Source organism: Weissella uvarum (genome assembly GCF_016908785.1).
GTDB classification, from domain to species: domain Bacteria; phylum Bacillota; class Bacilli; order Lactobacillales; family Lactobacillaceae; genus Weissella; species Weissella uvarum.
This window is the reverse complement of record NZ_JAFBEO010000001.1, coordinates 479,621-504,070: the sequence shown is the minus strand read 5'-3', so window position 1 is coordinate 504,070 and position 24,450 is coordinate 479,621. Positions and strand designations below refer to the sequence as shown.

Sequence of the window (24,450 nt, the reverse complement as noted above, 5' to 3'; positions counted from 1 at the left end):
AGCGAATTGACTTCGCAAATGTTTTGCACCAACTATGTTGGTGACCCTACACATTTGTTAATATCGAAACGATATTCAGTTTTCAATGATCTACTTGTTAGACGAGCGACATCTGCCTCTCACGACCCAACTTGATTAATTATACTCGCTTGAGTACCAAAGTCAACAACTTGTTTCATTATTTTCATAACCAAATTTGTTGTGCTTCAAGAAAGGAACTCAAACTATATTACAGACCTGGACCCTACTTGTCAATAAAAAAAGACAAACAAAATAATTTGTTTGTCTAATCACTGATTTAATTAACTACGAAGCGTAAACGGCTGTTTAATTTGTTCAAATAATTCAGAAACTGAAAGTTGATAGAGTTCTTTGAAAAACTCAACCCGCTTTTGTTCATCTTCCGGTGCTGACAGTACAAAACTATTTTGTTCATCTTGCTTACTGATTCCAATATAAGCTGGTTGCATTGTTTGCTCATCTAATAATTCAACATGTTTAATATTGAAAACTTGGTTAACCGTCAAACGCATTTGTCGCTCAGAAAGGACCGGAGTTAGCGTAGCAAATTCTTTTGCATTAAGGAGTGGCAATCCATGTTTACTCATTTCAGTATCAAAAGTTGTAAAGGCAGCCACTACTGCTCGATGTAATGTAAATGCATCTGTAATCTTATCAATATTCATGGCCTCATAAATATTGTTTGCTGAGGCATCCGCTTGAGGATAAAGTTCAGCTAATTCTGCTTGATACTTTGTATCATCAACAACTGATAAGAAAACTTTAGCGTCTAATAAGAGCATAATCCGCAAAGCCATTTGATCATTATCGTTATCACCTGTTTCCGGCGTTAATTCTTGTTGAACACCTTTTACATAAGCTGACACTACCGCATCAGTTAACAATCCATGCTTCAATTGTTCGCGATAAATAATGGCGTGAATAGCTGGACGATACAAATATGTCGCCATAACAATCATTTGTTCTGTCAATGCATCGTCATCTGGTACTTTCAATTGGAAAAACAATTGTGGATAGCCATTAAGTGCTAATAACATATGCAATAACTCATGGGTTGCCGTAAAATCTGGCGCAGTCGTATCTTCAACCTCAATTGCCATCCGACTACCTAAAACTTCTGAACTAACTTGGTCATGATTAATAACACCACTTGCGTCCCCATTTGCCCGTAACAAAACAGTCCCAGGGTAAATAGTATTAACTTGGTCTAATAAACGTAAAGTATCTTGAGAAAATTGCATCTTATTTGTCCTTTTCATTTCGAATCTGATCTAATAGAGCTTTAGCTGTTTGCTGATTCATTTGATCAGCCGTCTGTAAAGCATCAACTAATTTTGGTACTTCATCAAGTTCTGCGCCTACTTGCAACGCCAAAGACTTTGCTTGCAGACTCATATGTCCAGCTTGAATTCCCGTTGAAACAAGCGCCCGCAATGCAGCCAGATTTTGAGCCAACGCAACCCCTGCCACAATTGCACTTAACTGTTTAGCCGTTGGATTATCCATCAATGCTTGGTTAATTTTCACAGCCGGAACAATACCAATTGAACCCCCGACAACCCCAACCATAATTGGGAAACTAATCTGTCCAATTAACTGGGTATTTTCTGAATCTAATTGCCAATTTGCTAAACCACGGTATTGACCATGCGCACTAGCATACGCATGCATACTAGCATTAATCGCTCGGGTATCATTCCCGCTAGCTAAGACCACCGCTTCGACACCATTCATAATTCCTTTATTTGCAGTGACTGCACGATACGGGCTCAAATTTTCAATCTGACTAGCTTGCGCAATCGCCTTAGCAACAGACAAACCAGCTTGACCTTGCTTGGTCTTGAGCTGGTCAACTGGAATAGCCACTTTTGCAGAAATTACAGCTTCCGTAGCATAATTCGATAAAATTCCCATCAAAACATGGTAACCGCGCTGTGAAAATGATTTTGCAACCGCTTCTGCCATTGTATTCACCACGTTAGCTCCCATGGCTTCACTTGGATCAACTAACAAATCTACTGCAACAGTTGTTGCATCTAAGCTTTCAAATTCAAGCTTTTTAGCACCTGCACCACGAGCCAACATTGAAGGATAAGCGTCATTAGCAAGCTTTAAGATTGCTTGCGTTTGCTCTTTAACGTCATCAATAAAAACTGTTGGATTCTCTAAGTCGGTTACGACAATTTGTCCCCGCACCAACCGCTCAGGAAAATTTGTCTGCACACCCGTACCAGTATTCATCATACGGGCGCCATTATTGGCCGCCGCAATCACACTAGGTTCTTCTGTCGTCATTGGGACAGTGTAATGATGACCATCAATTAAAATATCCGTTAAGATACCCGTTGGCACTCCAAAATTGTACAAATAGTTTTCAACTTGTTGATCACCAATTGCATCATAATGTGCCTGCATATAGGCCACTTGTTGATCATCAAGCAAGCCTGCCACACGTAATTTTTCAATCCGTTCCGGCCAATCTAATTTATAAAAGCCCGACCAATTCATCTATCTATCCTCGCTTCTTACATGATAATGGACTTGTTCTTGATCATCAATTGAGGCCCATAAATGACTACCATCTTGTTGGTTGAATTCACCTAAATCCAACATCGTTTGTCCGTCGATTTCTGAAATACCACTAACAGCGTGACTCATAATGGCGTATGTCGTCTTCATCACCTCAAGCAAATTATTTGTCTTTTCAGTGGCGCGTTTTAAAGTATACCCCTCATCAAGGAAATATTTGATGGCTTTCACCCGATGGAAAGTCTCGTAATCATAAATACGGGCATCATGGGTTCCCTCACGTTGTAATGAATTAACGATTCCTTTTGATTCCCAATAACGCAATTGTCGCGTTGAGACGCCAGTCATTTTGGATAATTCACCAATTCTAAACTTCAGCACATCCGGCTTAAAAACATTATTCAACGTTTCTTTTCGATCTAAATATGACATTCCGGTACCTATTAAATTCTATCTACTGACATGTATGTCAACCTGTTTAACATCTATGTTCAATCTTACAAGATACTAGCAAAAAAACCAACTAATAAAAATTAGCTGGTTTTTTTAGCTGTTATGGATTTGGCTTATCATCACTTTCTGATGTATCGCCTTGGTCCGGATTAACTTGTTGAATCCGCGAAGTATTTGATCTTGGCTTATTTTGTTCCGGTGCATCTGTCTTGTACAACGACTGTGTCGATTTATCACCGTTGATAGTATACAAATCACGAGAATTCTTTCCACGATCTTTTTCAAGCTTCTTCAATTTATTCAACCCATTAGAATAGTTATAATCTTTTGCATCAACTGGCTTAAAGCCCTTTGGTGTATAGAAACGTAGTAAGTCTTTTTGCGTCACAGAATCTGAAATGCTGAGTTGCTCTTTGGCCTTATCACGCGCCTTATCCATATAGTCTTGTAATGACTGTGATGGACTCTCGACTGGCTTATCCGTTTTATTATCATAAATAACCGAATTAACGTAACTATACTTTGGTGTAATCACATCTCCATCACGGGTGGCAACAACCTGCGAACGTTTTGGATTTAACAAATCTTGTCCAAGTTGAACATATTTCTCTGTATTTTCAACACCCAATAAATGCAAAAGTGTTGGCATCACATCGATTTCGCCCCCATAGGTATGATCAATAAATCCCTTATTATAACCCGGGATATTAATCATAAATGGTACTCGCTGTAACTGCGCATTATCATTTGCATTCCAATCATCTGCATTTTTACCTAATAGCGGTGCGAGATACTTATTCTCTGAGTTGGAGATACCGTAGTGGTCACCATACAGCACGATAATGGAATTATCGTATAAGCCCGACTTCTTTAAGTAACGGAAGAATTCTTCAACTGATTGGTCCATATAGTGGTTTGTCTCAAAATAACCATCAACCACAGAAGACCCACTATTCGTCGTATGGAAATTAGGATCTTTGTCTTCTTGATCGAGACTATATGGGAAGTGATTCGTTACCGTAATATACTTGGCATAGAAAGGCTGTTGCAATCGTTCAAGGTATGGAATTGAGTCTTTAAAGAGTAATTTATCCTTCAACCCATAGCCAGTGGCCTTATCACCAGAAGTATCAAAATAACTAGCATCAAAGAAATATTGATAACCCATATTCTTGTACACATTATTTCGATTCCAGAAACTAGCATTGTTTCCATGGAAAACGGCTGATGAATATCCCAAAGTTTGCTTTAAAATACTAGGCATCGCTTGGAAAGTGTGATCGCTACCTTGGGTTGCAAAAAGTGACCCTTGTGGCAAACCAAAGGTTGAAGTTTCTAACAAATTCTCGGCATCAGAAGTTTTTCCTTGGCCGACTTGATTAAAGAAATTATCAAAAGCAATCGTATCCTTTGAGTGATAGATGCTATTCAAAAATGGCGTTACCGCTTGACCATCAATTTTATGATCAATTGAGAACTGTTGTGTCGATTCGAGATGAATAACGAAAACATTGCGTCCCTTTGCAATTCCAGCATATTTCGCATTTGCTGGTACATTATGTTTTTTAATATATTGCCGAACTTTATCAATATCCGAAGTCTTCGCACTACTCTTAAGTTCTGACACATTGCGCGCTCGAATAGCATCAAAAACCGTATAAGTATCTAACCCCAGATATTTAACTAACATCTTGCTATCAAACTGTCTCGTAATCAGCTGTGGTCGTTCCATTTCACTGACCATTAGTACCAACATGGATGCTAACATAGCAAAAGAAGTTACACTAAAGGCCTTAAAAGTTGCCACCGTCTGGGCATTAAGTCTTACTTTTTTGAAAATAACCAAAATTAATAAGACAACGATATCAAGCCAAAAGAAGATATCATGAAACGAACTCAAAGCAAGTCCTGAAGCACCAAGGCCTTGATTCACCTTATCGTAACCCAACATCACGGAGACTGACATGAAATCAGTGAATTCGCGATAATAAATAACATTGAGTTGAATTAAAACAACGTTCACAATATAGATTAACAGCGATATTGGATAGAATAATTTCGATGATTTAAAATACAGCGCAATACTCAATAACAAAAAGGCGATTGGAATTGGATTTATTAGCAATGTTAGCCATTGCACAATAGAAGCGCCTTCGTAAAGACGGAAATCCATTATGTTGGCCATTTGCGTCTTGGCCCACAACAGAGCAACCAAGATAGTAATAAAACCAATTCTTGATTTCAACCAATCTGAAATATGTCTCTGTTTCATAAAGCACTTTCCCTTTTAAATTTTTATATCATATCTATTTCATTATACGCTAAAATAGCTTCGTTGTATTTATGAATATAACCAATCTATCATAGCGAATGAATGTTAAACGACCCATAAAGGAGGCCCTTATGCCAGCAACAGATCTCGTCATTAAACACCATGTCGGCGCATCTTCCATTCAGACTGATGCGCAGTCGATCAGGCAAACCGTTTTTGTTAAAGAACAAGGTATCTCACAAGCATTAGAATTTGACCAGCTTGATGCACAGGCGATGCATTGGGTTGGATATTTAAATAACATCCCCGTTACCACCTGTCGGGTCTTACTTTTTCCAGAAAAACGCGTCGCAAAATTGCAACGCGTTGCAACTCTACCGCCCTATCGATCACAGCATTTCGGTACAACTTTACTATTGTCCATCATTGCGTTTTTCCAGCAACATCCTAAAATTAATACCTTAGTGCTAGACGCCCAACTACCGGCCCAAACTTTTTATCAACATTTAGATTTTCAGCCTCAAGGCGAACCATTTGAGGAAGCTGGCATCTCTCATGTGAAAATGGTTAGACACCTCTAACAAAAAAACTGTCGATGAATCAAATCCATCGACAGTTTATTTGTTATTCTTGATTATCAGAATCGTCTGCCACTGAATCGTCCTCTGCACGATCAAGTAAAGCTGCTACTTGTTCTGCTTTGTGTTCATCATCAGTAACTGGCGTTTCCTCATCACCTGAATCACTCGTCTCAAGACTTTCAGCTGGTTCAAGACCCTCAGCTTCTTCAACTTCTGGATCAACCGTTGTGAATGTTGCTACCTTTGATTCACCATCAAGACGAATCAAACGTACTCCTTGAGTTGAACGACCAGTTTCAGAAACATCCTCAACTCTAAAGCGAATCATCACACCCATATTTGTCGTTAGCATGACATCTTCATCGTTTCTAACAACGGCAATACCGGCAACAGGACCATTCTTTTCGGTGATTTGGGCTGTTTTAATTCCCTTACCACCACGACCCTTAATTGGGTATTCTGAAACAGGTGTCTTCTTTCCATAACCATTTTCAGTGATTACTAAGACGTATTGGTCATCACGTAATGGTTGTGCTCCAATCACATAATCATCGTCACGTAAGTTAATACCGCGCACTCCAGCAGCAGTTCGACCCATTGATCGAACTGCAGTTGAGTTGAATGACACCGCATAACCAGCGTGCGTTCCAATTAAGATATTACTCTCACCATCTGCAACCAAAACATTAATCAATTCATCATTATCATGGAGATTGATTGCTCGCAAACCATTTGTTCGAATATTACCGAACTCTGCTACTGGCGTTCGCTTTACTACTCCTTGACGAGTCGTAAAGAAGAGGTAATCTTCACTTTCTGAAGCATCCCCTTGCACACTAATAACAGTTTGAATTGATTCATCTTCAGCCAATCCCAGCAAATTAACCACTGGAATTCCCTTGGCGGTCCGGCTATATTCAGGAACTTCATAGCCCTTCAAACGGTAAACGCGTCCGGCATTTGTAAAGAAGAGCAATGTATCATGAGTTGATGATGAAACCATTTGATCAATAAAGTCATCATCATGCACACCCATTCCTTGAACACCACGGCCACCACGGTTTTGCGCACGGAATTCACTTTGTGGCATCCGCTTAATGTAACCACCACGCGTTAATGATACTAGGACGTCCTCTTCTTCAATCAAATCTTCATCTTCGATTGAAGTTACATCACCTACTTGTAGTTCCGTCCGACGTTCATCGCCAAAGCGTTCTTGAATATCCAATAACTCTTCATAAATAATGGCGTCGATTCGTTCAGGCTTAGCCAAAATATCCTTAAAGTCAGCAATCTTTGCCACTAACTCTTGGTATTCATCCTCAACCTTCTCACGTTCCAATCCAGTCAAACGCACCAAACGCATATCCAAAATAGCTTGCGCTTGCTTATCTGACAAAGCGTAATCTTTAATCAACTGCGTCTTAGCAATTTCGGCTGTCTTTGAACCACGAATAATGTTAATAATCGCATCAATATGATCCAACGCAATCCGTAATCCTTCAAGGATATGGGCTCGCGCTTCTGCCTTCTTTAAATCAAATTCAGTTCGACGACGAATGACTTCTTGTTGGTGCTCAAGGTAAGCCACCAAAATTTCTTTCAAACTAAAGAGCTTTGGAGCACCATTTTGAACTGCCAACATGTTGAAACTAAAGTTAGTTTGCAAAAGGGTATCCTTGTACAAATTATTTAGAACAACAGAAGCTGAAACATCACGACGAACATCAATAGTAATTCGATATCCTTCTTTGTCTGATTCATCATTAACAGCTGTAATACCGTCAATTCGCTTATCACGACCTAGGTCAGCAATCCGTTCAATCAAACGGGCCTTGTTGACCATATAAGGTAACTCAGTTACGACGATTCGTTCATGCCCTGACTTCTTGTCAGTTTCAATATCAACCTTCGCCCGCACCGTAATATGACCTTTTCCAGTCTCATACGCCTTTCGAATGCCGGCCTTGCCCATGACGATTCCACCAGTTGGAAAATCTGGTCCAGGGACCGCTTCCATCAATTCAGCCGTTGTCACGTCAGGATTATCCATCAACATATGGATAGCCGAAATCACTTCACCTAAATTATGTGGTGGAATATTTGTTGCCATTCCAACCGCAATACCATTTGTTCCATTAACTAATAAATTAGGGAAACGAGCTGGTAATACTTCTGGTTCATGATCAGTTCCATCATAGTTATCGATGAAATTAACGGTATCCTTATTAATATCGCGGAGCATCTCCACAGAAATTTTACTTAAACGCGCCTCGGTATAACGCATCGCCGCCGCAGAATCTCCGTCAATTGATCCGAAGTTACCGTGTCCATCAACCAACATGTAACGGTAACTAAAGTCCTGAGCCATCCGCACCATTGATTCATAAATCGCTGAGTCTCCATGGGGGTGGTACTTACCCATGACATCTCCAACAATACGGGCTGACTTTTTATGCGGCTTATCTGGCGTCACACCCAATTCATTCATACCGTAAAGAATACGACGATGAACAGGCTTTAACCCATCACGTACATCTGGCAAAGCACGTGCGACAATAACTGACATCGCATAGTCCAAAAAGGACGTTTTCATCTGCTCGCCCAGATTGGCGCTTGAGATGCGACTGTCTTGTTGCTTTTCTTCAGCCATTCTTAACCCTTTCTTTTCTTACTCAAAAAGTGTCCAATACATTAAATATCTAATTCTGCGTATTGTGCATTTTCTTCAATAAATTCACGACGTGGTTCAACATTGTCACCCATTAACATTGAGAAAATACGATCTGCTTCAACACCATCATCCAATTCAACTCGCAACAAACGTCGGTTCTCAGGATCCATTGTAGTCTCCCAAAGTTGACTGGCGTCCATTTCTCCAAGTCCCTTATAGCGTTGAATTGATGGCTTTGGCGATGCATTCAAGGTTGGTAACAAAGCATTTAGTTCTTCATCAGAATCTAAGTACTGTACATACTTACCTTGGCGCACTTGGTAAAGAGGTGGTTGTGCAATGTACACATAACCCTTTTCCAAAAGTGGCCGCATATAACGATAAATCAAAGTTAACAGTAGTGTTCGAATATGCGCACCGTCAACGTCGGCATCAGTCATGATAATCAACTTGTGGTACTTAGCCTTAGAGACATCGAATTCTTCACCAAACCCAGTTCCCATAGCCGTAAACAATGACCGAATTTCTTCATTAGCTAAAATTTTATCGATGCTAGCCTTTTCAACGTTCAAAATTTTTCCACGAATTGGCAAGATAGCTTGGGTCAACCGTTCACGACCTTGCTTGGCTGAACCGCCGGCTGAGTCACCCTCAACAATAAATAATTCTGAAATTTCAGGATCTTTTGAGGTATTGTCAGCCAATTTACCTGGAAGGTTTGAAATTTCCAAACCACTCTTCTTACGTGTTGCTTCACGGGCGCGCTTAGCTGCCTTACGGGCCTTGTTAGCGAGCAAACCTTTATCAACAATTTCTTTAGCAACGGATGGGTTTTCCATCATGAAGCGTGAGAATGTATCTGAGAACATCCGATCAACAGCCGTCCGGGCATCTGAGTTTCCAAGCTTAGTCTTAGTTTGTCCTTCAAATTGTGGATCTGGATGTTTGACTGAAACAATCGCAGTTAAACCTTCACGAACATCTTCACCAGAAAGAGCTTCATCGCCTTCCTTAATCAAACCATTCTTACGTGCGTAATCATTAATTACTCGCGTCAAAGCAGACTTAAATCCGGTCTCATGTGTTCCACCTTCGTAAGTATGAATGTTATTAGCAAATGACATCATATTTGAGTGGAAATCGTCTGTATATTGTAAGGCTACTTCGACAGAAATTCCGTTTTCAATGCCTTCAACATAGACTGGATCGTTAAATAAGACATCCTTATTCACATCTAGGTAATCTACATACTCTTTAATTCCACCCTCAAAGTGGAATGATTCCGTAACTGGTTCCTCAGGACGATTATCCGTAATTGAAATCCGCAAGCCTTTATTCAAGAAAGCCAACTCACGGACACGGTTCGTTAATGTCTTAATATCATAAGTTGTTGTTTCTTGGAAAATATCAGGATCTGGCGTGAAATGTACAATTGTTCCACGTGAAACAGCAAGCCCATTGGGATCAACTTCATGCATGGCTGTCTTAACATGACCACGCTCAAAATCCATTGCATAAGCGGCATCATCACGGACAACAACAACGTCTAATTCAGTTGATAAAGCATTAACAACTGAGGCCCCCACTCCGTGTAACCCACCAGACACTTTATATCCGCCACCGCCAAATTTTCCTCCGGCGTGCAAAACAGTGAAAACTGTTTCCAAGGCGGATTTGCCCGTCTTCTTTTGAACATCAATCGGAATACCACGTCCATTATCGGTAACAGTAATTGAGTTATCTTTTTCGACCGTCACTGTAATGTGATCCGCAAAGCCTGCCAAAGCTTCGTCAATTCCATTATCAACAATTTCCCATACGAGATGGTGCAAACCTTGACTTGAGGTTGTTCCAATATACATTCCAGGTCGCTTACGTACGGCTTCCAATCCTTCTAGAACTTGGATTTGGCTCGCATCATAGTCATCGGCTTGTGTATGCATTTGTGTATCTTCTTCAGCCATCTTTATCCCCTTCTAATCATCGTTTTTTTCTTGTAATTGTCCAGCTGACACTTTAAACACCTTTGGATCTGCGATAAGTTGCTTAGCAACATCGCTTAATGATGGTGTTGTAATAAAAGTCTGCACTTTATTTTGCATAGCTTTTAACAAATGGGTTTGGCGACTTGCATCTAATTCAGAAAGAACATCATCCAACAACAAGACTGGATATTCACCGGTTTGTTCTTTCATTAAATCAATTTCAGCCAGCTTCACAGCTAACGCCGTCGTTCTTTGTTGCCCTTGTGAACCAAAGGTTGCCACATCAACACCATTAACCAAAAAACGCAAATCATCGCGATGTGGACCAACTTTTGTCACACCTTCCATTAATTCACGCTTGTTAACTCGCTCAAACTCTTTAACCAGAGCGGCTTTGATTTGTTCTTCATCCATTTGATCAACGTCAGTAATTTGTGAAACGTATTCAATTTCTAATTGTTCTTGCCCTTGCGTGATTTCGGATTGAATTGGCTGTGCCGCTCGATTCAAATCCTTTAATAAAGCTATCCGACGAACAATCAGTTCAGCAGCGAAAATAACCAACCGTTCTGTCAGCACTTCTAAGAAAAGCTGGTCGGATTGTTTATTACTTTGCAACTGCTTGAGGTATTGATTACGTTGTTTCAAACTAGCCCGATATTGATTTGCGACATACAAATATTTTGGACTCATTTGACTAAATTCACGATCAATAAAATTCCGCCGAACTGCCGGCGAACCTTTTACTAAAGCTAAATCTTCGGGCGCAAACAAAATAACATTTAAATTACCAACATAATCTGCCAACTTAGATTGATTTAAATGATTAACTCGCGCCTGCTTACCTTTATTGGTGAAGGTCAAAGATAGTGGTACTGTTCCACTTTGCTTTTCAACAACTCCAGCCACTTTGGCACTTTGTTCCCCCATGCGTATGAGGTCTTTATCTGTATTTGTCCGATGGGAGCGCGTCAAAGCTAAAACATAAATAGCTTCTAATAAATTCGTCTTACCTTGAGCGTTAGCACCCAAAAACACATTTACCCCTGGTGAAAAAGTCACATGTGTATCTTGGTAATTACGAAAATTTTTTAACTTTAACTCCGTTAAAAACATTAATCTTCTGCGCCCATCCCATTAATGACAAAGCGTTCACCGGTTGGTACAGCCACAACATCGCCAGGATATAACTTACGGCCTCGGCGCTCATCAGGTTCTTGATTTACTAACACGGTATTCTCACGTAGATACCATTTTGCTTGACCGCCAGTTGCAATCACACTGGTCTCTTTTAATAACTGACCTAATGTGATGTATGCTGTTTGGATATTGATTTCTTCAGCCAATTGAACCCCTCCTATCGGACTAATCGTCTTTTCGTCTTGTCCCCCATTATACGCCTAAAATAGTGGTTTCACAATCTAAAAAAGCCAGTGTAAGCCACGCTGATAAATTTAAAACAAAAACGACAAAAAAGCCGAAAATAGCTGTTTCATTCTCAAAAGGCTATTTTCGGCTTATATTGCATAATTAATATGTTCGTACTGGCGTAATCAATTGAATAAAGTTTGTTTCATTATTCGTTGGCACCAATGTAAACGGATCAAGTGGCGTTTTGAATCCAATTTGGATTTCTTCATCACCAAATGACTTTAATGCTTCCCGCATGTAATCTGGGTTAAATGAAATCGTTAATTCATCTCCAGAAGTTTGTGCAGCAAAAATCTCTTCTTCAACACGTCCTACTTCGGGTGAGTTTGATGAAATTGTTGAACGCGCATCACTAACTGTAAATTGAATGACATTCGAACGACCTTCATGACTCAACAAAGCAGCACGTTCGATGGTTTGGAGTAAATCACGTGCATTGATGGTCAACGTTGTACGCTTTTCAGTTGGGATTAGGCGTGATGCATCTGGGTAATTACCTTCTAACAAACGAGAATAGAAGACAGTATTATCCCCTAGTTGGAAAATCACTTGATTTTCAGCCACTCGGACATCGACTGTTTCAACTTCATCAAGCATTGCTTGAAGTTGAGTCAATGACGTTCCAGGAATAATGATATCCGCGTTAACATCAGATTCACCAAACGTCACAGTCCGTTGTGCTAAACGGTGACGATCAGTTGCCACTGCAGTTAAGTTTCCACCAGTAATAATAAAGTGAACCCCTGTCAAAATTGGTTGACTAAGTTGCTTTGAAACTGCAATAACAGTTTGACTGATCACTTCTGTTAATGTTTCAGCGGGCAAAATTAAGTGGTTTGTCACTTCAATTTCTGGTAAATGCGGATAACTTTGTGCATCTTGACCATTAATATCAAATTCTGCACTTTCTGAAGTGATTTTTGCTTGTAAACCGTCGTTATTTAATAACGTAAAGGTTTCTCCAGGCAAACGCTTAACAATGTTAGAGAAAAATGCAGCTGGTAAAACAAGTGAGCCTGGTTGTGTATTCTCTAAATGAGCTTGATCATCTGAAAATGGAATCTTTGTTTCAATCGAAATGTCAGTATTAGATCCGGTTAAAGTTAACCCTGTCTCATCTAATTCTAATTTTACACCAGTTAAAATCGGCATTGATGTCCGAGAAGAAATTGCTCGGCTGACATGATTCATGGCTTTAATAAATTCTGAACGATTAATTGTAAATTGCATCTGCTTCTCCTCATGTCCATGCATCAGCGATGCTTATGCATGATTTATTTATAAATATAAAAAATAATAATAGTAATAAGGGGTGTGGAAACTGTGCATAACTGTTATATCCATGATTATACCAATAATTGGTACATGTGGACTAACTTGGGGAAAACTTTTTTTGAAATGATTTGTTTTCCACAGGCCCTTTTTAATTAGTCGCGTAGTTTTTGACGAATTTCTTCGACTTGGCGTTGCAAAGATTCATCTTCAGCAATCTTTTTTTCAATTTTTTCAGTTGAATGCATCACCGTTGTATGATCTTTACCGCCGAAAGTACGCCCAATTTGTGGTAATGAATCTTGCGTTAATTCGCGAGCGAGATACATGGCAATTTGGCGTGGAACTACAATTTCCTTATTTCGTTTTTTACCATTGAGGTCGCTGACAGTCACACCAAAGTAATTAGCAACCGTATCTTGAATAATTGGGACAGTGATAGTCCGTTGGCGCTTAAAACTCATGGTTTCAAGGATAGCTCGGGCAGTTTCAACGGTAATCGGTGCTTTACTAAACCGCATCTTACCAACAACTTGGTTGAAGACTCCTTCTAAATCACGCACATTGGTATCGACTGCAGCAGCAATTTCATCAATGACGTCATTTGGAATGTTCAAATTTTCTTGATCAGATTTATTGCGCAAGATGGCAACACGGGTTGGTAAGTCAGGTTTGGTAATATTGGCAGAGTAACCCTGACCAAAGCGTGTGACCAATCGCATTTCTAAACCAGGAATTTCTTTGGGCAATTTATCAGACGTTAAAACAATTTGATTATTTTCACGGGTAATAGCATTGAACGTATTAAAAAATTCTTCTTGGATTTTTTCTTTACCAGCTAGGAATTGGACATCGTCAACCATTAATAAATCAGTACTACGGTATTCGCGTTTGAAAGCTTCAGTTGCTTTTGGACCACGGCGCAAAGCTTCAGTAAAGTCATTAATGAAATCTTCGGTGGTGATGAATTTGACTTTAGCCTCTGGAGTGCGCGCTAGAACAGCATTTCCAATTGATTGCATCAAGTGGGTTTTGCCCAAACCAACGCCACCGTAAATTAACAAAGGATTCCATTGAGTCCCTGGATTATCTGCAACCGCTTGAGCCACAGAATAAGCTTCACGATTTTCATCAGATGAAACGAAAGTATCAAAACGGAATTCTGAATTTAATGTTGCGTTGGTAATAAAGTTTGATGCAGATGCATTTGAATCACTTTCTTCAACGGTAGGTTCCGCAGTTTGCGATTGAGCATCAAAAGATAGTTGAGTTGGTTGTGGTTCAACATAAGTAACAGACGGCATAACAAAACTGGGCTGACCGTTAAGCGACATGGTTGCCATCATTGCGGATTGGATGAAAGATTCACGGTATGAGCTTGTATCGCCCTGCCATTCTTTTGCAACATCTTCATGGTTACTGGTTAATTGAAGGGTAACGGTATTATTCTCGTTTTCAACCACGGCAACCGGTGTCAGACTATCGATGAAGGTTGCATATGAAAATTCGGATGTTGTCTTTCTCAAATCTTCTTTGATGGCGTTCCAAAGTTGGAATGGATCCATTTTGGACGACCTCCTAAAAAGAATTAACTGGTGAAACTTATTTTTCCACAGGCAAAGCTGTGAATAACACTTATCACAGTCAACAATTGTAACAGGGAAATTCAGAGTTTTCCACAGCCAGAACCGCATAAACTAGGGCGTCAACAACCCTACAAATAACAAATAGAGATATTAACAGCCTGTGGAAAAAGTTATCCCACTTCTCACAGGGGTGTGCTTAAAAAAAAGTGTCTATCTGTGGATGATTGTGGATAACTCGACGAATTTTAAGTTTTCCAGAGGAAATTGTGGATAACTGGAAGCTTTAAGAACAAGCTTTAAGAGAGTTTTACACATATTCACAGGTTACTCACAACGAAACTTTCCACCACTGTGGAGAATGTGGATAAAGTGTGGATATTGTGGAAAAACTACCTAACACACTGTTAGGTGCGCTTGGTTTATCCACGTAACAGAGCGTTAGATTTGGGATAACTTTCTATCTTCAAAGATTTTATTAAGGTCATCTTTTTAAGTTTTATTTTGCTTATTTCTGTTATGATTACTAAATCATCTGAAGTCGTCATGAGTTTTTTTCTATATAATGAGACTTTTACTTGAATTGTCGTATTTGCAATGTTAGTATGGAATATGAATTGTGGTTTGGCCTTGCCAACCGCAGGCCAAATCTAACTACGAATGAGAGGTGTATTCATATGAAGCGTACATATCAACCTAAGAAGCGTCATCGCTCACGTGTACATGGTTTTCGTAAGCGCATGAGCACTAGCAACGGACGTAAGGTATTAGCACGTCGCCGCCAAAAGGGCCGTAAGGCATTGTCAGCCTAAGTAGGACCTACCTTTACTAGGAAACTGATAAATGATTCGCGTGGTGCGGCCAGGAATGGTTGCACTGCGCGTTTTCTTTTTGCCCTTTTATAGGGCTAGGGAGAAAAAATGAGAAAAAGTTATCGTGTTAAATCAGAAGCTGATTTTCAAAAGGTTTTTGATCAACATCATTCGGTTGCCAATAAAATGTTTATTGTTTATACCATGCAACGCGAGCAACCTACCCATTTTCGGTTAGGTATCTCTATTTCTAAAAAAGTCGGACTACGTGGACATGAACGCGTCTGGGTTAAACGGCGCATTCGGCAAAGTGTGTTGGAATTTAAGCCACGTTTGCGGACTGATATGGATATTTTAGTAATTGCTCGCCCAAGTGCGCATGATCAAGATATGGCAACCATCAAGCAAAATTTAGAACATGTATTTAATTTGGCACATCTTTTTGTTGATTCTGATGAACAAATGCGTGCGACAACAACGGAGAATAAATAAATGATGGAGACATTCACAAAGACATTAAAGAAATTTGTGTTCATGCGGTCATTCCCCTTGGCTGTGATTGCATTAATCGTGATGATTGTTGCAGGAATTACCTATTCTGGACCAGTTGGATCTGGATCTGGGCTATGGAGCGGCGTAATCGTTTATGCCTTTTCACGTTCAATCTTAGGTGTATCAGCGTGGCTAGGGAATAATTATGGTTTAGGTATTATTGCTTATACGATTTTGATTCGTTTATTGATTTTGCCTTTGATGGCTAATCAAACTGAATCAACAATTAAAATGCAAGAGATTCAACCAGAATTACAAGCATTGCAAAAGAAGTATTCTTCACGCGATGAAGAATCAATGATGGCGATGCAAGCTGAGCAAAAAGCTTTGTATAAGGCTGCTGGGGTCAACCCATTTGCTAGCTTCATTCCATTGTTGGTGCAATTGCCAATTTTGATGGCTTTGTATTCAGCTATTCAATCAACCCAAGCTTTGCAACATGGAACTTTCTTGTGGGTGCAATTGGGTGAACGTGATCCTTACTTTATTTTGCCCCTACTAGCGGCTGTCTTTACTTTCCTTTCATCATATATTGTGATGGCTGGACAACCTGAAAAAAATGGTATGACTACGGCAATGACTTTCTTAATGCCAATTATGATTTTCATTTTTGCCATTAACGTACCATCAGTTTTGTCACTTTACTGGGTGGTTTCAAATGCGTTCCAAGTGGCTCAAACATGGACGTTGCAAAACCCAATTAAGTTGCGTGAGCAAAGAGAAGCTAAGAAACAAGCTGAACGTGATCGCCAACGGGCAATTCGGAAGGCCAAGCGTTCAAAGAAGCGTTAAAAATCAATACAAATATAAGAAAAAAGGTTAGTTTTTGCTTAAACTAGCCTTTTTTTAAGGTCAAAATTGGCTAGATGGCTTATAGTAGTAGGATAAGAGATTGTGTTAAGGAGTCGATAAATGAAAACAATAAAAAATATCTTATCATGGATCATTCCAGTTGTGATTGGGCTAGTCATTGCAGGACTAGTTACCCATTTCGTGGTTAGTTTTGTTCGGGTCGATGGGACGTCTATGGCTCCTAACCTTTCAAACAATGAACGTGTCGTCCAATTAGTTAATGGTAAGGTGCGTCGTGGTAGCGTCATTGTCTTTAATGCAGAGGGTGAAGATCCTTCAGTAAAGTCGGAGAAGAAGTACGTGAAGCGTGTCATTGCCGTACCTGGTGATACCGTTAGTGCAAATAATGGACAAATTAAGGTTAATGGTAAAGTTGTTAACCAGAATTACATTAGTGAAAGCGAACAGTATGCAACGAATTATCCTGGACCAACCGATATTGGGAACTGGACTAATTTGAAGCAATTGGGAACACGGATGGAGTGGCAAAAGACTCCTTCGGTGAAGGTCCCTAAGGGTAAGTATTTTGTTTTGGGAGACCACCGTTCGGTATCAAACGACTCACGTTACTGGGGCTTTGTTGATAAAAACAAGGTTACTGGGGTTGTCAAAGTGCCATTCTGGGATAACAGTAATAAAAAGGCTAAGATTAATGATCAATGGAAGCACTATTTTGAATAAAAATGGGTTAGCCACAATAAGTTAATATTAAATAGAAAAACTGTCAGCGATATTGTTTATTGTTGGCAGTTTTTTTGTTGATAATTGTAGATTAGATCTGTTTCTATATTCGTCCAATGATATTGATATGGCTAATAATTGGTAAAAACATATGAAAAAATGCACGTAATTATATTTTTTCACCAAATTTTAATTAAAATAATCTTATTTTTTACTATACTACTTTAGTATGATGGATTAAGGCATATATTAAATGGGAGTAGGGTAATGAAGAATATTATTGGGATTTTAGTGGCTGCCGCCGTTTTGGGCGGTGGTGGTTATGCGGCGTATAATGTTTATGAAAATAAACAGGAAGAAAAGGCTGCACAACAGCATTCAGAGCAAAGTAGTAAAAAACAGTCGGAAAAGTCAGAAGTGCATTCAAGCGCAAAGACTGAAAAAGCTGAAAGTTCTTCAGAAAAGACTGAATTTGAGTTGGATACTAAGAATAAAATTATCGCTTTGATGGTTGATTCAAATTTAGATCATCGGACACTGAGCGCGGAACAATTGCAAGCTGGCCAATATGATTATAGAGGACCTGGTAGTGAAAACATGCCTAGCAAATCAGTCTCATTGTTAACGGCTAAACAAGTAGATAATCCAAGTGAATACATTAAAGATTTGCCAGCAGGAGATTTTAAATTATTTGCGTTAGATCCATCAGTTAACAATGCGCAGTCGTTAATTTTAATTGGTGACAAGCAAGCAACTGTATATGGCGCACAAAATGTGTCTACTTATGCTAGTGTGATGAAAGATGGGTTGACATTAACCAATGACGAAATGCAAAATAATTTGCAAAAAAATTCTGATTTAGTATCAAGCATTGAGGACCTCGTAATTGTCCAAGGTGAAGATACAACGGCGACTCGCGCACATCGTGCGTCGGATTCATCAAGTAAATCGCGTTCTTCTGCGAATGCTGAGGACAGTGACTTTGATAGTTTAGATCAACAGACTCAATTAGCACTGTTGCTAGCCTCACCTAGTCGCAATAGTGACGATGCTGATTATGCGTTGACTTTATCTAAAACGCTAGAAGTTTACATGTCAAAGCCTAATGAAATTATTCTTTATACTCCATCTGGTGTGGGTGGTTTTGACAAGCATACTGAGAAATACTATGACAATCATGATGGCACTTATACAAGGTATCGCATTAGTGACACGAATGAAAATGGTGAGCATGGTGCTTCTTCTAACTATGTATGGGAAGAAGCTGGCACAACATCAAAACGTGATATGATGCGTTTGTATAATAAGAACACTGCCACGATTGATAAGATTGCTCAAAATGTTGATTTATCTGATTCAAGTGAAGAGTTCCCATATGAGGATGATGTTGAAAATTAAAAAAGCGTGCAATCTTAAAATTGCACGCTTTTTTGTATGTTTCACATGAAACATTATCGATTTTAAATCGCTGGAATAATGAGTGGATGCCCTGCTGTTTCAACAATGGTCAAAGGTAAATTAAATGTTGCTGACAGTAATTCGGCATCTAAGACTTCATGGCTTGAACCAGTTGTTAATTGGTGATTTTCATTGATCAACCAAATGTTTTGACTGTAATTGAAAGCTTGAGTTAAGTCATGCAAAATCATGAGCACCGTGAATTGACGCTTTTTTTGTAAAGTGGTTAAGGCATTCAAGAAAATTTGTTGGTACTTTAAGTCCAAGTAAGTGGTTGGTTCATCAAGTAAGAGTAATTCTGGTTGTTGATGTAACACATAGCCCAGCCAAACGAGTTGTCGTTGTCCACCCGATAAGACATCAATTGGGCGATCGAGTAAATCCGTTAATTGGAGTAATTCTAGGACTTCTTCATCCAAATCATTGCTTTGGATGGTTAATAATTCACGAACGGTCAAAGGTTCGAACAATTCATTCTTTTGCGCTAATAAAGCAATCTTATTTGGGATATCGGTAATGGTTCCACTTTGCGGTTGAATACTTTGCGTAATTAAATTGAATAAGGTTGATTTTCCAATTCCGTTGGGACCAATTAAACAAGTGATTTCATGATCATGTAAGGTCGCATTCATATCTTCAAAAATGACTTTATCCCCGACTTGGTAATTGATATGTTCAAGTTTAAGCATGACGCCGACCTCCTCGGATAAGCATGAGAATAAATAATGGACCACTGATTGCTAATAAGACGGCACTCGTTGGTAATTCAGTTGGTGCAACAATTGTCCGAGCAATTGTATCAGAATTAATTAATAGCAAGCTCCCCCATAAGCTAGTTGGTAGGAAGAGTGCTTGAGATTTTGTGTTTGGCGCCATTAAACGAGAGATTTGGGGTAATACAGCTCCAAGGAAGAAAATTACACCGAGCAAGCCTGTGACGGCACCTGACCATAGCCCAACGATGGCTAATACGAGATACAAAATTCGATTTTCTGGTACCTTTAGGAGTCGGAGTTGCTCAGATGATAGAGCAAAATATTTCAAATTCGGCCAAACGACGATTAAGAGCATTAGACCAATGATAAAAATAATTAGGAGTTGCCAAGTTTGACTCCAAGTGACCGTGCTAAGTGAAGGTAATGGAACCCCAAAGCCCTCACTGGTTAGTTGGGTTAATGATTGGAAGGTCATCGCGGTTGCGATGCCGACTAAGATTAATTGCATGGTGGTCCGCTGATTAGGCATGATCATCCGCCAAGCAATTAAGAGAATGATACCACATACACTAGCGATGAAAACATTACTCGTGGTTAAGAATGGAAATAAGACAATGACACAGAGCGTCAAGAACTGTGAGCCATTCATAATTCCGAGAATCGATGCATCAACGAGCTGATTGCGTAAGGCTAATTGTAATAGAATTCCGCTTAAGCCAATCATTGCGCCCCCGATGAGACCAACAATAATCCGTGGGAAACGGTAATTGATTGCTAATTGCCAGGCATCAGCATTACCTTGAAGTAAAGCGGTCAATGATAAATGGGTGCTTCCTAACAATAAAGCCGCCCCGATACTGACGATAAGGGCGGCAGTTAGGATGCCATTGTATGCTTTATGCATAACGTAGACTCCTTGTATTGTTTAATTACTTTCAGCCAACCATTTTTGAATCTGCTTGAAAGCCTTAGGGGCATTCATATTCGCAGTCATACTGAAGGTTGGTTCTTTAGCTTGGTACACGTGATGTTCCTTGACAGCCTTAATGTTTTTCCAATTGTTTGACTTGAATTGGGTCTTAAAGCTATCAAAGACACTTTTATCCATAGCGTGAGCCATTGTGATAATCACGTCTGGTTGCTCCTTGGCAATTTGTTCAGTGTTAGGTTGCACATAATCGCTCTTCGCAGAGCTTTTAGTAACAACGCGGCCACCAGCACGTTCAATTAAATCGCCAACGTAGCTGTATTTAGTACCAGCTAAGAATGAACCACCAGGCATCCCCATCAACAAAAGCACCTTGGGATGATGTTTGGTCTTTGAATCCTTCAAGTCTAATTCATGCCGCATTTGAGCCGCCTTAATTGGCTTGTGGTAAGTATTTCCAAGGCTGGTAATGGTGTTTTGTAAATCACTAACGGTTTGTAAATTAAGAATCTCAGTATGAACATTTTCAGCATTCAACTTGTTCTTATAGTCATCGACTAAGGCTTGATCGACATAAACAGCATCAGGCTTTAATGAGACAATTTTTTCAATGTTAGGTTTTACGTGGTTACCAACTTCTGGTAAGCCTTTGTATTGATCTGGGACACTTTGCTTTTCGCCTGGAGTCGCAACACCAACGACTTGTTTAATGCCTAGTTGGGCGAAAACTTGATTTTGGGCATTGGTTGTTGTAACCACACGCTTGAAATCTTTGTTGTTACCACCAGTGGTTTGGCTAAAGGCTAACCATAGCCAGCCGCCAGCTAGAACGAGTAACAAAATAAAACAAAGTGCTAAAAGACGAGTTTGCTTTTTTGACATGTTAGACTACTTCCTTGATTTGAACCAAATTGTTAATCCAGCGGCAATAATTCCAAGGCCTAAACCACCACCAACAATGGCTAAGGCTTTTTTCATGAAGTCAGCGTCGTCAGCACCTTGTTGGGTGACGGTAGCGCTATCGCTATCAGATGAGGCAGCTGGTTGACTGTTGTCGTCTGAGCTATTCTCATCTTGATTGGAATTATTTTTTTCATCCGATTGTTTGTTGTTCGATTGGTTATTGTTTGATTGATTATTATTGGTGTTATTCGCATCTTTGGCATTACTTTGCTTTGTTTGAGCTTGGGCCTTATTCTGCGTTGTTTGTTCATCCTTTGGCAATGAACTTGTATCCATGACCAATCCAACGTTATACACATGATGATAATTCATATTATTAATATCAACTTTAATCACAGCATTATGACGCCGTTTCAAATCATTGGTTTGGAAAGAATACGTAATGGTATCTGAACCAGCATCAGCTGATTTTGTAACATTAACGCCACTACCATCGATGTTAAGCATCTGGACCGGATAACTACCTAACTTCTTACTGGTAGTAACGGTTGAAGTGACGGTATAAACACCGTTGCCATTTGAGGTAACCGTGGCAGAATGTGCAAAGTATGATGCAGCATATGATGTTTGATTAGTTCCAGCCTTTAAAACTTGTAGAGGCACCGTATGACTATCAGCGGCAACAGGTTTTGGAAGACTAAATAAGGTTAATGCGCTCAAAAAAGCAAAGAGCCAAGTTAGTTTATTTAGTTTCATGTGTGCTCCTAGTTCTTAAAGACGTTCCAGCCTAATGTTGTACCTAGATAGCCAAGGAAAGCTGAAATAATCCCACCGATTGAAAGGAAGGTATTTCGTTCGTTACTTTGTTGCTTAGCCTTAGCTTGGGCATTTGGATCTGGATTATTGATATTATCTTGATTCTTATTGTCGCCATTCTTTTGCTTGGCAGCCTTTTTAGCTTGGGCAATTTCATCGGCATTGGCGGCATTTAGGTTTGAGGCAGCCCCCATTGGGAAGGCACCAGCAGCACCAGTTGTATCACCAGTAGCTCCGAATGCTCCACCAGCCATGGCAGCAGCGTCAGCACCACCAGTAGCTTCATCACTAGCGGAGCTATTTGAAGATGGTGTTCCATTGAAACCAGGTGTTAAGCGAAGTGAGAATGGTTGTGACTCATGAATGACACCAGGGACATCCACGTTCACGTGACCCGCAATAATGCTACTCAAAGCTGACTTAGCCAAGGTAACGGTATAACCATTACCTGAACGGCTAGCCGTTTGGCCATTAAGCGATAGGTGTGTAATCATATTCGCTGACTTGGCACTATTAGCAAAGATTGTAACCGTTGCTTGATTACCGTGAATGACCACATGCGCGGCATTCAACATATAACCAGCCATGACAGAAGTTTGACTTGTACCGGCCTTTAAGTATTGGGCTGAATAGTTGTAGTAACTATTCTTTGAGGCACGAACACCTGCGGCACTAGATCCACCGGCTGTGGCAGCCGCAGTCCCAGCTGCTGCTGATCCATTTGAACCTGACTTGGTATTGATATGACCAGTTTTATGAGCGACCTTTGGGCCATTTGTCTTAACGTAATGGGTCTTACCATTGCTCAAGTGGACTGTGTAAGGTTGCTTTTCAGTGAAGCCGATTGATGGCACACTAACTGCAACTTGACCGCTAAGCGTAAGTGACTTCTTACTTTGAAGGTTGCTATGACCTAAATTAAAGTAGAACGCATTACCATGACGAGTACCAACACTGCCATTAAGCGTAATCTTTGTAATCATATTCGCTGACTTAGCGCTATTGGCATTAATGACAACAATTTGATCCTTACCTTGCTTATACATCTTGGCAGAGTGATTCATAAATTGTTGCATGGTTGAAGTTGAACGAGTCCCCTTCTTCCAATAATCAGCACGATAAGTTACTTGGGTATGTTTGACTGATTTGCTTGAGTGCTTTTTAGCAGTGGCCTTTTTCTTGGCATCTGCTTTCTTTTTGGCGTCAGCCTTCTTTTTAGCTTCAGATTTTTTCTTAGCGTCAGCCTTCTTTTTAGACTCGGCCTTCTTCTTTGATGACTCAGCGGCCTTTTGCTTTGAAATTGAAGCAGCCTTCTTTCTTGAAGCTTCGGCTGAACTATTATTAGATGGTGTTTTTGGCTTTGAAGGCGTTGTTGGTTTTGATGGAATTGAGGTAATGTTTGGCTTGATATCAACCGTTTGCTTTTCTGAGAAACTGATTGAAGGAACGTTGACTTCAACATAACCTTTCATAAGCTTACTTAAATCATTAACGGGTAGAGTAACGGTCCAATTTAAACCATTACGGACCGCGACCTTTTTATTAACTGTAAACTTCGTTAGCATGTCAGCTTTTTGCTCGCTTGGTGAAGTAAAGATTACTTTTGCTTCACCGTTTGCGATTGTAACCTTCGCTTGAGAGTTCATAAACTTAGCCATTGTTGAAGTCTCGTTGGTACCTGTTTTAATGAACTTTACGGGAATTTGGTAAGTACCATCTTTAAGTTGACGCGTGGTTGCAGCTGTAGTTGTTGCTTGAGTAGCTGCAGTATTCGCGTGCACTTCTTGGGTGGCTTGGGGAGCTACAAAAGCGAAAGTTACACCGAGCGCAGCACTTGAAAAGAGCAAGGCTGCTTTATTTGTGAGTCGCATGATTTTCTTTTTCTCCTTTATTTTAGTTTTTACATTAGCTTGCTGGGTTAGTTAGCTCGA

At 39.9% G+C, this 24,450-nt stretch carries 21 protein-coding genes; 6 read left to right on the top strand and 15 right to left on the bottom strand.

Going from position 1 to position 24,450, the window contains the following annotated elements; genetic code table 11:
- Nucleotides 1-302 precede the first annotated feature (302 nt).
- The 4 genes from JOC36_RS02535 to JOC36_RS02520 all read right to left on the bottom strand — a co-directional run bounded on the left by JOC36_RS02535 (nt 303) and on the right by JOC36_RS02520 (nt 5,275).
- On the bottom strand, nt 303-1,262 hold the full coding sequence (locus JOC36_RS02535) for an IpaB/EvcA family protein (protein ID WP_205144922.1): 960 nt from the start codon (nt 1,260-1,262) through the stop codon (nt 303-305).
- Nucleotide 1,263: 1 nt separating this feature from the next.
- Nucleotides 1,264-2,529: a hydroxymethylglutaryl-CoA reductase, degradative gene (locus JOC36_RS02530; protein ID WP_205144921.1), complete on the bottom strand. Its 1,266-nt coding sequence runs from the start codon at nt 2,527-2,529 to the stop codon at nt 1,264-1,266.
- The gene (locus JOC36_RS02525; RefSeq protein WP_205144920.1) at nt 2,530-2,982 is read right to left on the bottom strand and encodes a MerR family transcriptional regulator; all 453 of its coding nucleotides are present in this window, start codon (nt 2,980-2,982) and stop codon (nt 2,530-2,532) included.
- A 121-nt stretch (nt 2,983-3,103) separates the two neighbouring features.
- Nucleotides 3,104-5,275: an LTA synthase family protein gene (locus JOC36_RS02520; protein ID WP_239517499.1), complete on the bottom strand. Its 2,172-nt coding sequence runs from the start codon at nt 5,273-5,275 to the stop codon at nt 3,104-3,106.
- Between the two features lie 131 nt (nt 5,276-5,406).
- Between JOC36_RS02520 and JOC36_RS02515 the strand changes: the two genes are divergently transcribed.
- Nucleotides 5,407-5,856, top strand: a complete 450-nt coding sequence (locus JOC36_RS02515; RefSeq protein WP_205144919.1) for a GNAT family N-acetyltransferase — start codon at nt 5,407-5,409, stop codon at nt 5,854-5,856.
- Nucleotides 5,857-5,899: 43 nt separating this feature from the next.
- On the opposite strand, the gene gyrA is transcribed toward JOC36_RS02515, so the two are convergent.
- The 6 genes from gyrA to dnaA all read right to left on the bottom strand — a co-directional run bounded on the left by gyrA (nt 5,900) and on the right by dnaA (nt 14,783).
- Nucleotides 5,900-8,509, bottom strand: a complete 2,610-nt coding sequence (gene gyrA, locus JOC36_RS02510) for a DNA gyrase subunit A (RefSeq protein WP_205144918.1) — start codon at nt 8,507-8,509, stop codon at nt 5,900-5,902.
- Nucleotides 8,510-8,550: 41 nt separating this feature from the next.
- A complete protein-coding gene (gene gyrB / locus JOC36_RS02505) occupies nt 8,551-10,494 on the bottom strand; it encodes a DNA topoisomerase (ATP-hydrolyzing) subunit B (protein WP_205144917.1) in 1,944 nt (647 codons plus the stop codon).
- 12 nt (nt 10,495-10,506) lie between these two features.
- Nucleotides 10,507-11,631, bottom strand: coding sequence for a DNA replication/repair protein RecF (gene recF / locus JOC36_RS02500; RefSeq protein WP_205144916.1), 1,125 nt, complete (start codon nt 11,629-11,631; stop codon nt 10,507-10,509).
- Nucleotides 11,631-11,861, bottom strand: coding sequence for a S4 domain-containing protein YaaA (gene yaaA / locus JOC36_RS02495; protein WP_205144915.1), 231 nt, complete (start codon nt 11,859-11,861; stop codon nt 11,631-11,633). The genes recF and yaaA overlap by 1 nt, the downstream gene beginning before the upstream one ends.
- 184 nt (nt 11,862-12,045) lie before the next feature.
- A complete protein-coding gene (gene dnaN / locus JOC36_RS02490; protein ID WP_205144914.1) occupies nt 12,046-13,176 on the bottom strand; it encodes a DNA polymerase III subunit beta in 1,131 nt (376 codons plus the stop codon).
- A gap of 197 nt (nt 13,177-13,373) precedes the next feature.
- Entirely contained in the window at nt 13,374-14,783 is a 1,410-nt protein-coding gene (dnaA, locus tag JOC36_RS02485; protein WP_205144913.1) for a chromosomal replication initiator protein DnaA, read from the bottom strand.
- Between the two features lie 695 nt (nt 14,784-15,478).
- Here dnaA and rpmH point away from each other — a divergent pair.
- The 5 genes from rpmH to JOC36_RS02460 all read left to right on the top strand — a co-directional run bounded on the left by rpmH (nt 15,479) and on the right by JOC36_RS02460 (nt 19,096).
- Nucleotides 15,479-15,613: a 50S ribosomal protein L34 gene (gene rpmH, locus JOC36_RS02480; RefSeq protein ID WP_057744688.1), complete on the top strand. Its 135-nt coding sequence runs from the start codon at nt 15,479-15,481 to the stop codon at nt 15,611-15,613.
- Between the two features lie 108 nt (nt 15,614-15,721).
- Complete coding sequence (rnpA, locus tag JOC36_RS02475; protein ID WP_205144912.1) at nt 15,722-16,105, top strand: ribonuclease P protein component; 384 nt, start codon at nt 15,722-15,724, stop codon at nt 16,103-16,105.
- A 3-nt stretch (nt 16,106-16,108) separates the two neighbouring features.
- On the top strand, nt 16,109-16,957 hold the full coding sequence (yidC, locus tag JOC36_RS02470; RefSeq protein ID WP_205144911.1) for a membrane protein insertase YidC: 849 nt from the start codon (nt 16,109-16,111) through the stop codon (nt 16,955-16,957).
- 120 nt (nt 16,958-17,077) lie between these two features.
- Nucleotides 17,078-17,698, top strand: a complete 621-nt coding sequence (gene lepB / locus JOC36_RS02465) for a signal peptidase I (protein ID WP_205144910.1) — start codon at nt 17,078-17,080, stop codon at nt 17,696-17,698.
- A 267-nt stretch (nt 17,699-17,965) separates the two neighbouring features.
- A complete protein-coding gene (locus JOC36_RS02460) occupies nt 17,966-19,096 on the top strand; it encodes a hypothetical protein (protein WP_205144909.1) in 1,131 nt (376 codons plus the stop codon).
- Between the two features lie 62 nt (nt 19,097-19,158).
- Here JOC36_RS02460 and JOC36_RS02455 read toward each other — a convergent pair whose 3' ends face one another.
- From JOC36_RS02455 to JOC36_RS02435, 5 genes are read right to left on the bottom strand one after another with little or no spacing between them, the layout of a single operon-like run.
- Nucleotides 19,159-19,845 carry an ABC transporter ATP-binding protein gene (locus JOC36_RS02455; RefSeq protein ID WP_205144908.1) on the bottom strand — a complete coding sequence of 229 codons (687 nt, stop codon included), beginning with the start codon at nt 19,843-19,845 and terminating at the stop codon, nt 19,159-19,161.
- Entirely contained in the window at nt 19,838-20,776 is a 939-nt protein-coding gene (locus JOC36_RS02450; RefSeq protein ID WP_205144907.1) for a FecCD family ABC transporter permease, read from the bottom strand. Before JOC36_RS02450 ends, JOC36_RS02455 begins: the two co-directional genes overlap by 8 nt.
- Nucleotides 20,777-20,797: 21 nt before the next feature.
- Nucleotides 20,798-21,682, bottom strand: a complete 885-nt coding sequence (locus JOC36_RS02445) for an ABC transporter substrate-binding protein (protein WP_205144906.1) — start codon at nt 21,680-21,682, stop codon at nt 20,798-20,800.
- A gap of 6 nt (nt 21,683-21,688) precedes the next feature.
- Nucleotides 21,689-22,459, bottom strand: a complete 771-nt coding sequence (locus JOC36_RS02440) for an NEAT domain-containing protein (protein ID WP_205144905.1) — start codon at nt 22,457-22,459, stop codon at nt 21,689-21,691.
- Between the two features lie 8 nt (nt 22,460-22,467).
- Entirely contained in the window at nt 22,468-24,390 is a 1,923-nt protein-coding gene (locus JOC36_RS02435) for an NEAT domain-containing protein (protein ID WP_205144904.1), read from the bottom strand.
- Nucleotides 24,391-24,450: the final 60 nt, after the last annotated feature.

Bases quoted from the DNA above. Each gene is read 5' to 3' on its own strand.
- JOC36_RS02535 (WP_205144922.1), bottom strand. From the start codon at position 1,262: ATGCAATTTTCTCAAGATACTTTACGTTTATTAGACCAAGTTAATACT.
- JOC36_RS02530 (WP_205144921.1), bottom strand. From the start codon at position 2,529: ATGAATTGGTCGGGCTTTTATAAATTAGATTGGCCGGAACGGATTGAA.
- JOC36_RS02525 (WP_205144920.1), bottom strand. From the start codon at position 2,982: ATGTCATATTTAGATCGAAAAGAAACGTTGAATAATGTTTTTAAGCCG.
- JOC36_RS02520 (WP_239517499.1), bottom strand. From the start codon at position 5,275: ATGAAACAGAGACATATTTCAGATTGGTTGAAATCAAGAATTGGTTTT.
- JOC36_RS02515 (WP_205144919.1), top strand. From the start codon at position 5,407: ATGCCAGCAACAGATCTCGTCATTAAACACCATGTCGGCGCATCTTCC.
- gyrA (WP_205144918.1), bottom strand. From the start codon at position 8,509: ATGGCTGAAGAAAAGCAACAAGACAGTCGCATCTCAAGCGCCAATCTG.
- gyrB (WP_205144917.1), bottom strand. From the start codon at position 10,494: ATGGCTGAAGAAGATACACAAATGCATACACAAGCCGATGACTATGAT.
- recF (WP_205144916.1), bottom strand. From the start codon at position 11,631: ATGTTTTTAACGGAGTTAAAGTTAAAAAATTTTCGTAATTACCAAGAT.
- dnaN (WP_205144914.1), bottom strand. From the start codon at position 13,176: ATGCAATTTACAATTAATCGTTCAGAATTTATTAAAGCCATGAATCAT.
- dnaA (WP_205144913.1), bottom strand. From the start codon at position 14,783: ATGGATCCATTCCAACTTTGGAACGCCATCAAAGAAGATTTGAGAAAG.
- rpmH (WP_057744688.1), top strand. From the start codon at position 15,479: ATGAAGCGTACATATCAACCTAAGAAGCGTCATCGCTCACGTGTACAT.
- rnpA (WP_205144912.1), top strand. From the start codon at position 15,722: ATGAGAAAAAGTTATCGTGTTAAATCAGAAGCTGATTTTCAAAAGGTT.
- yidC (WP_205144911.1), top strand. From the start codon at position 16,109: ATGGAGACATTCACAAAGACATTAAAGAAATTTGTGTTCATGCGGTCA.
- lepB (WP_205144910.1), top strand. From the start codon at position 17,078: ATGAAAACAATAAAAAATATCTTATCATGGATCATTCCAGTTGTGATT.
- JOC36_RS02460 (WP_205144909.1), top strand. From the start codon at position 17,966: ATGAAGAATATTATTGGGATTTTAGTGGCTGCCGCCGTTTTGGGCGGT.
- JOC36_RS02455 (WP_205144908.1), bottom strand. From the start codon at position 19,845: ATGCTTAAACTTGAACATATCAATTACCAAGTCGGGGATAAAGTCATT.
- JOC36_RS02450 (WP_205144907.1), bottom strand. From the start codon at position 20,776: ATGCATAAAGCATACAATGGCATCCTAACTGCCGCCCTTATCGTCAGT.
- JOC36_RS02445 (WP_205144906.1), bottom strand. From the start codon at position 21,682: ATGTCAAAAAAGCAAACTCGTCTTTTAGCACTTTGTTTTATTTTGTTA.
- JOC36_RS02440 (WP_205144905.1), bottom strand. From the start codon at position 22,459: ATGAAACTAAATAAACTAACTTGGCTCTTTGCTTTTTTGAGCGCATTA.
- JOC36_RS02435 (WP_205144904.1), bottom strand. From the start codon at position 24,390: ATGCGACTCACAAATAAAGCAGCCTTGCTCTTTTCAAGTGCTGCGCTC.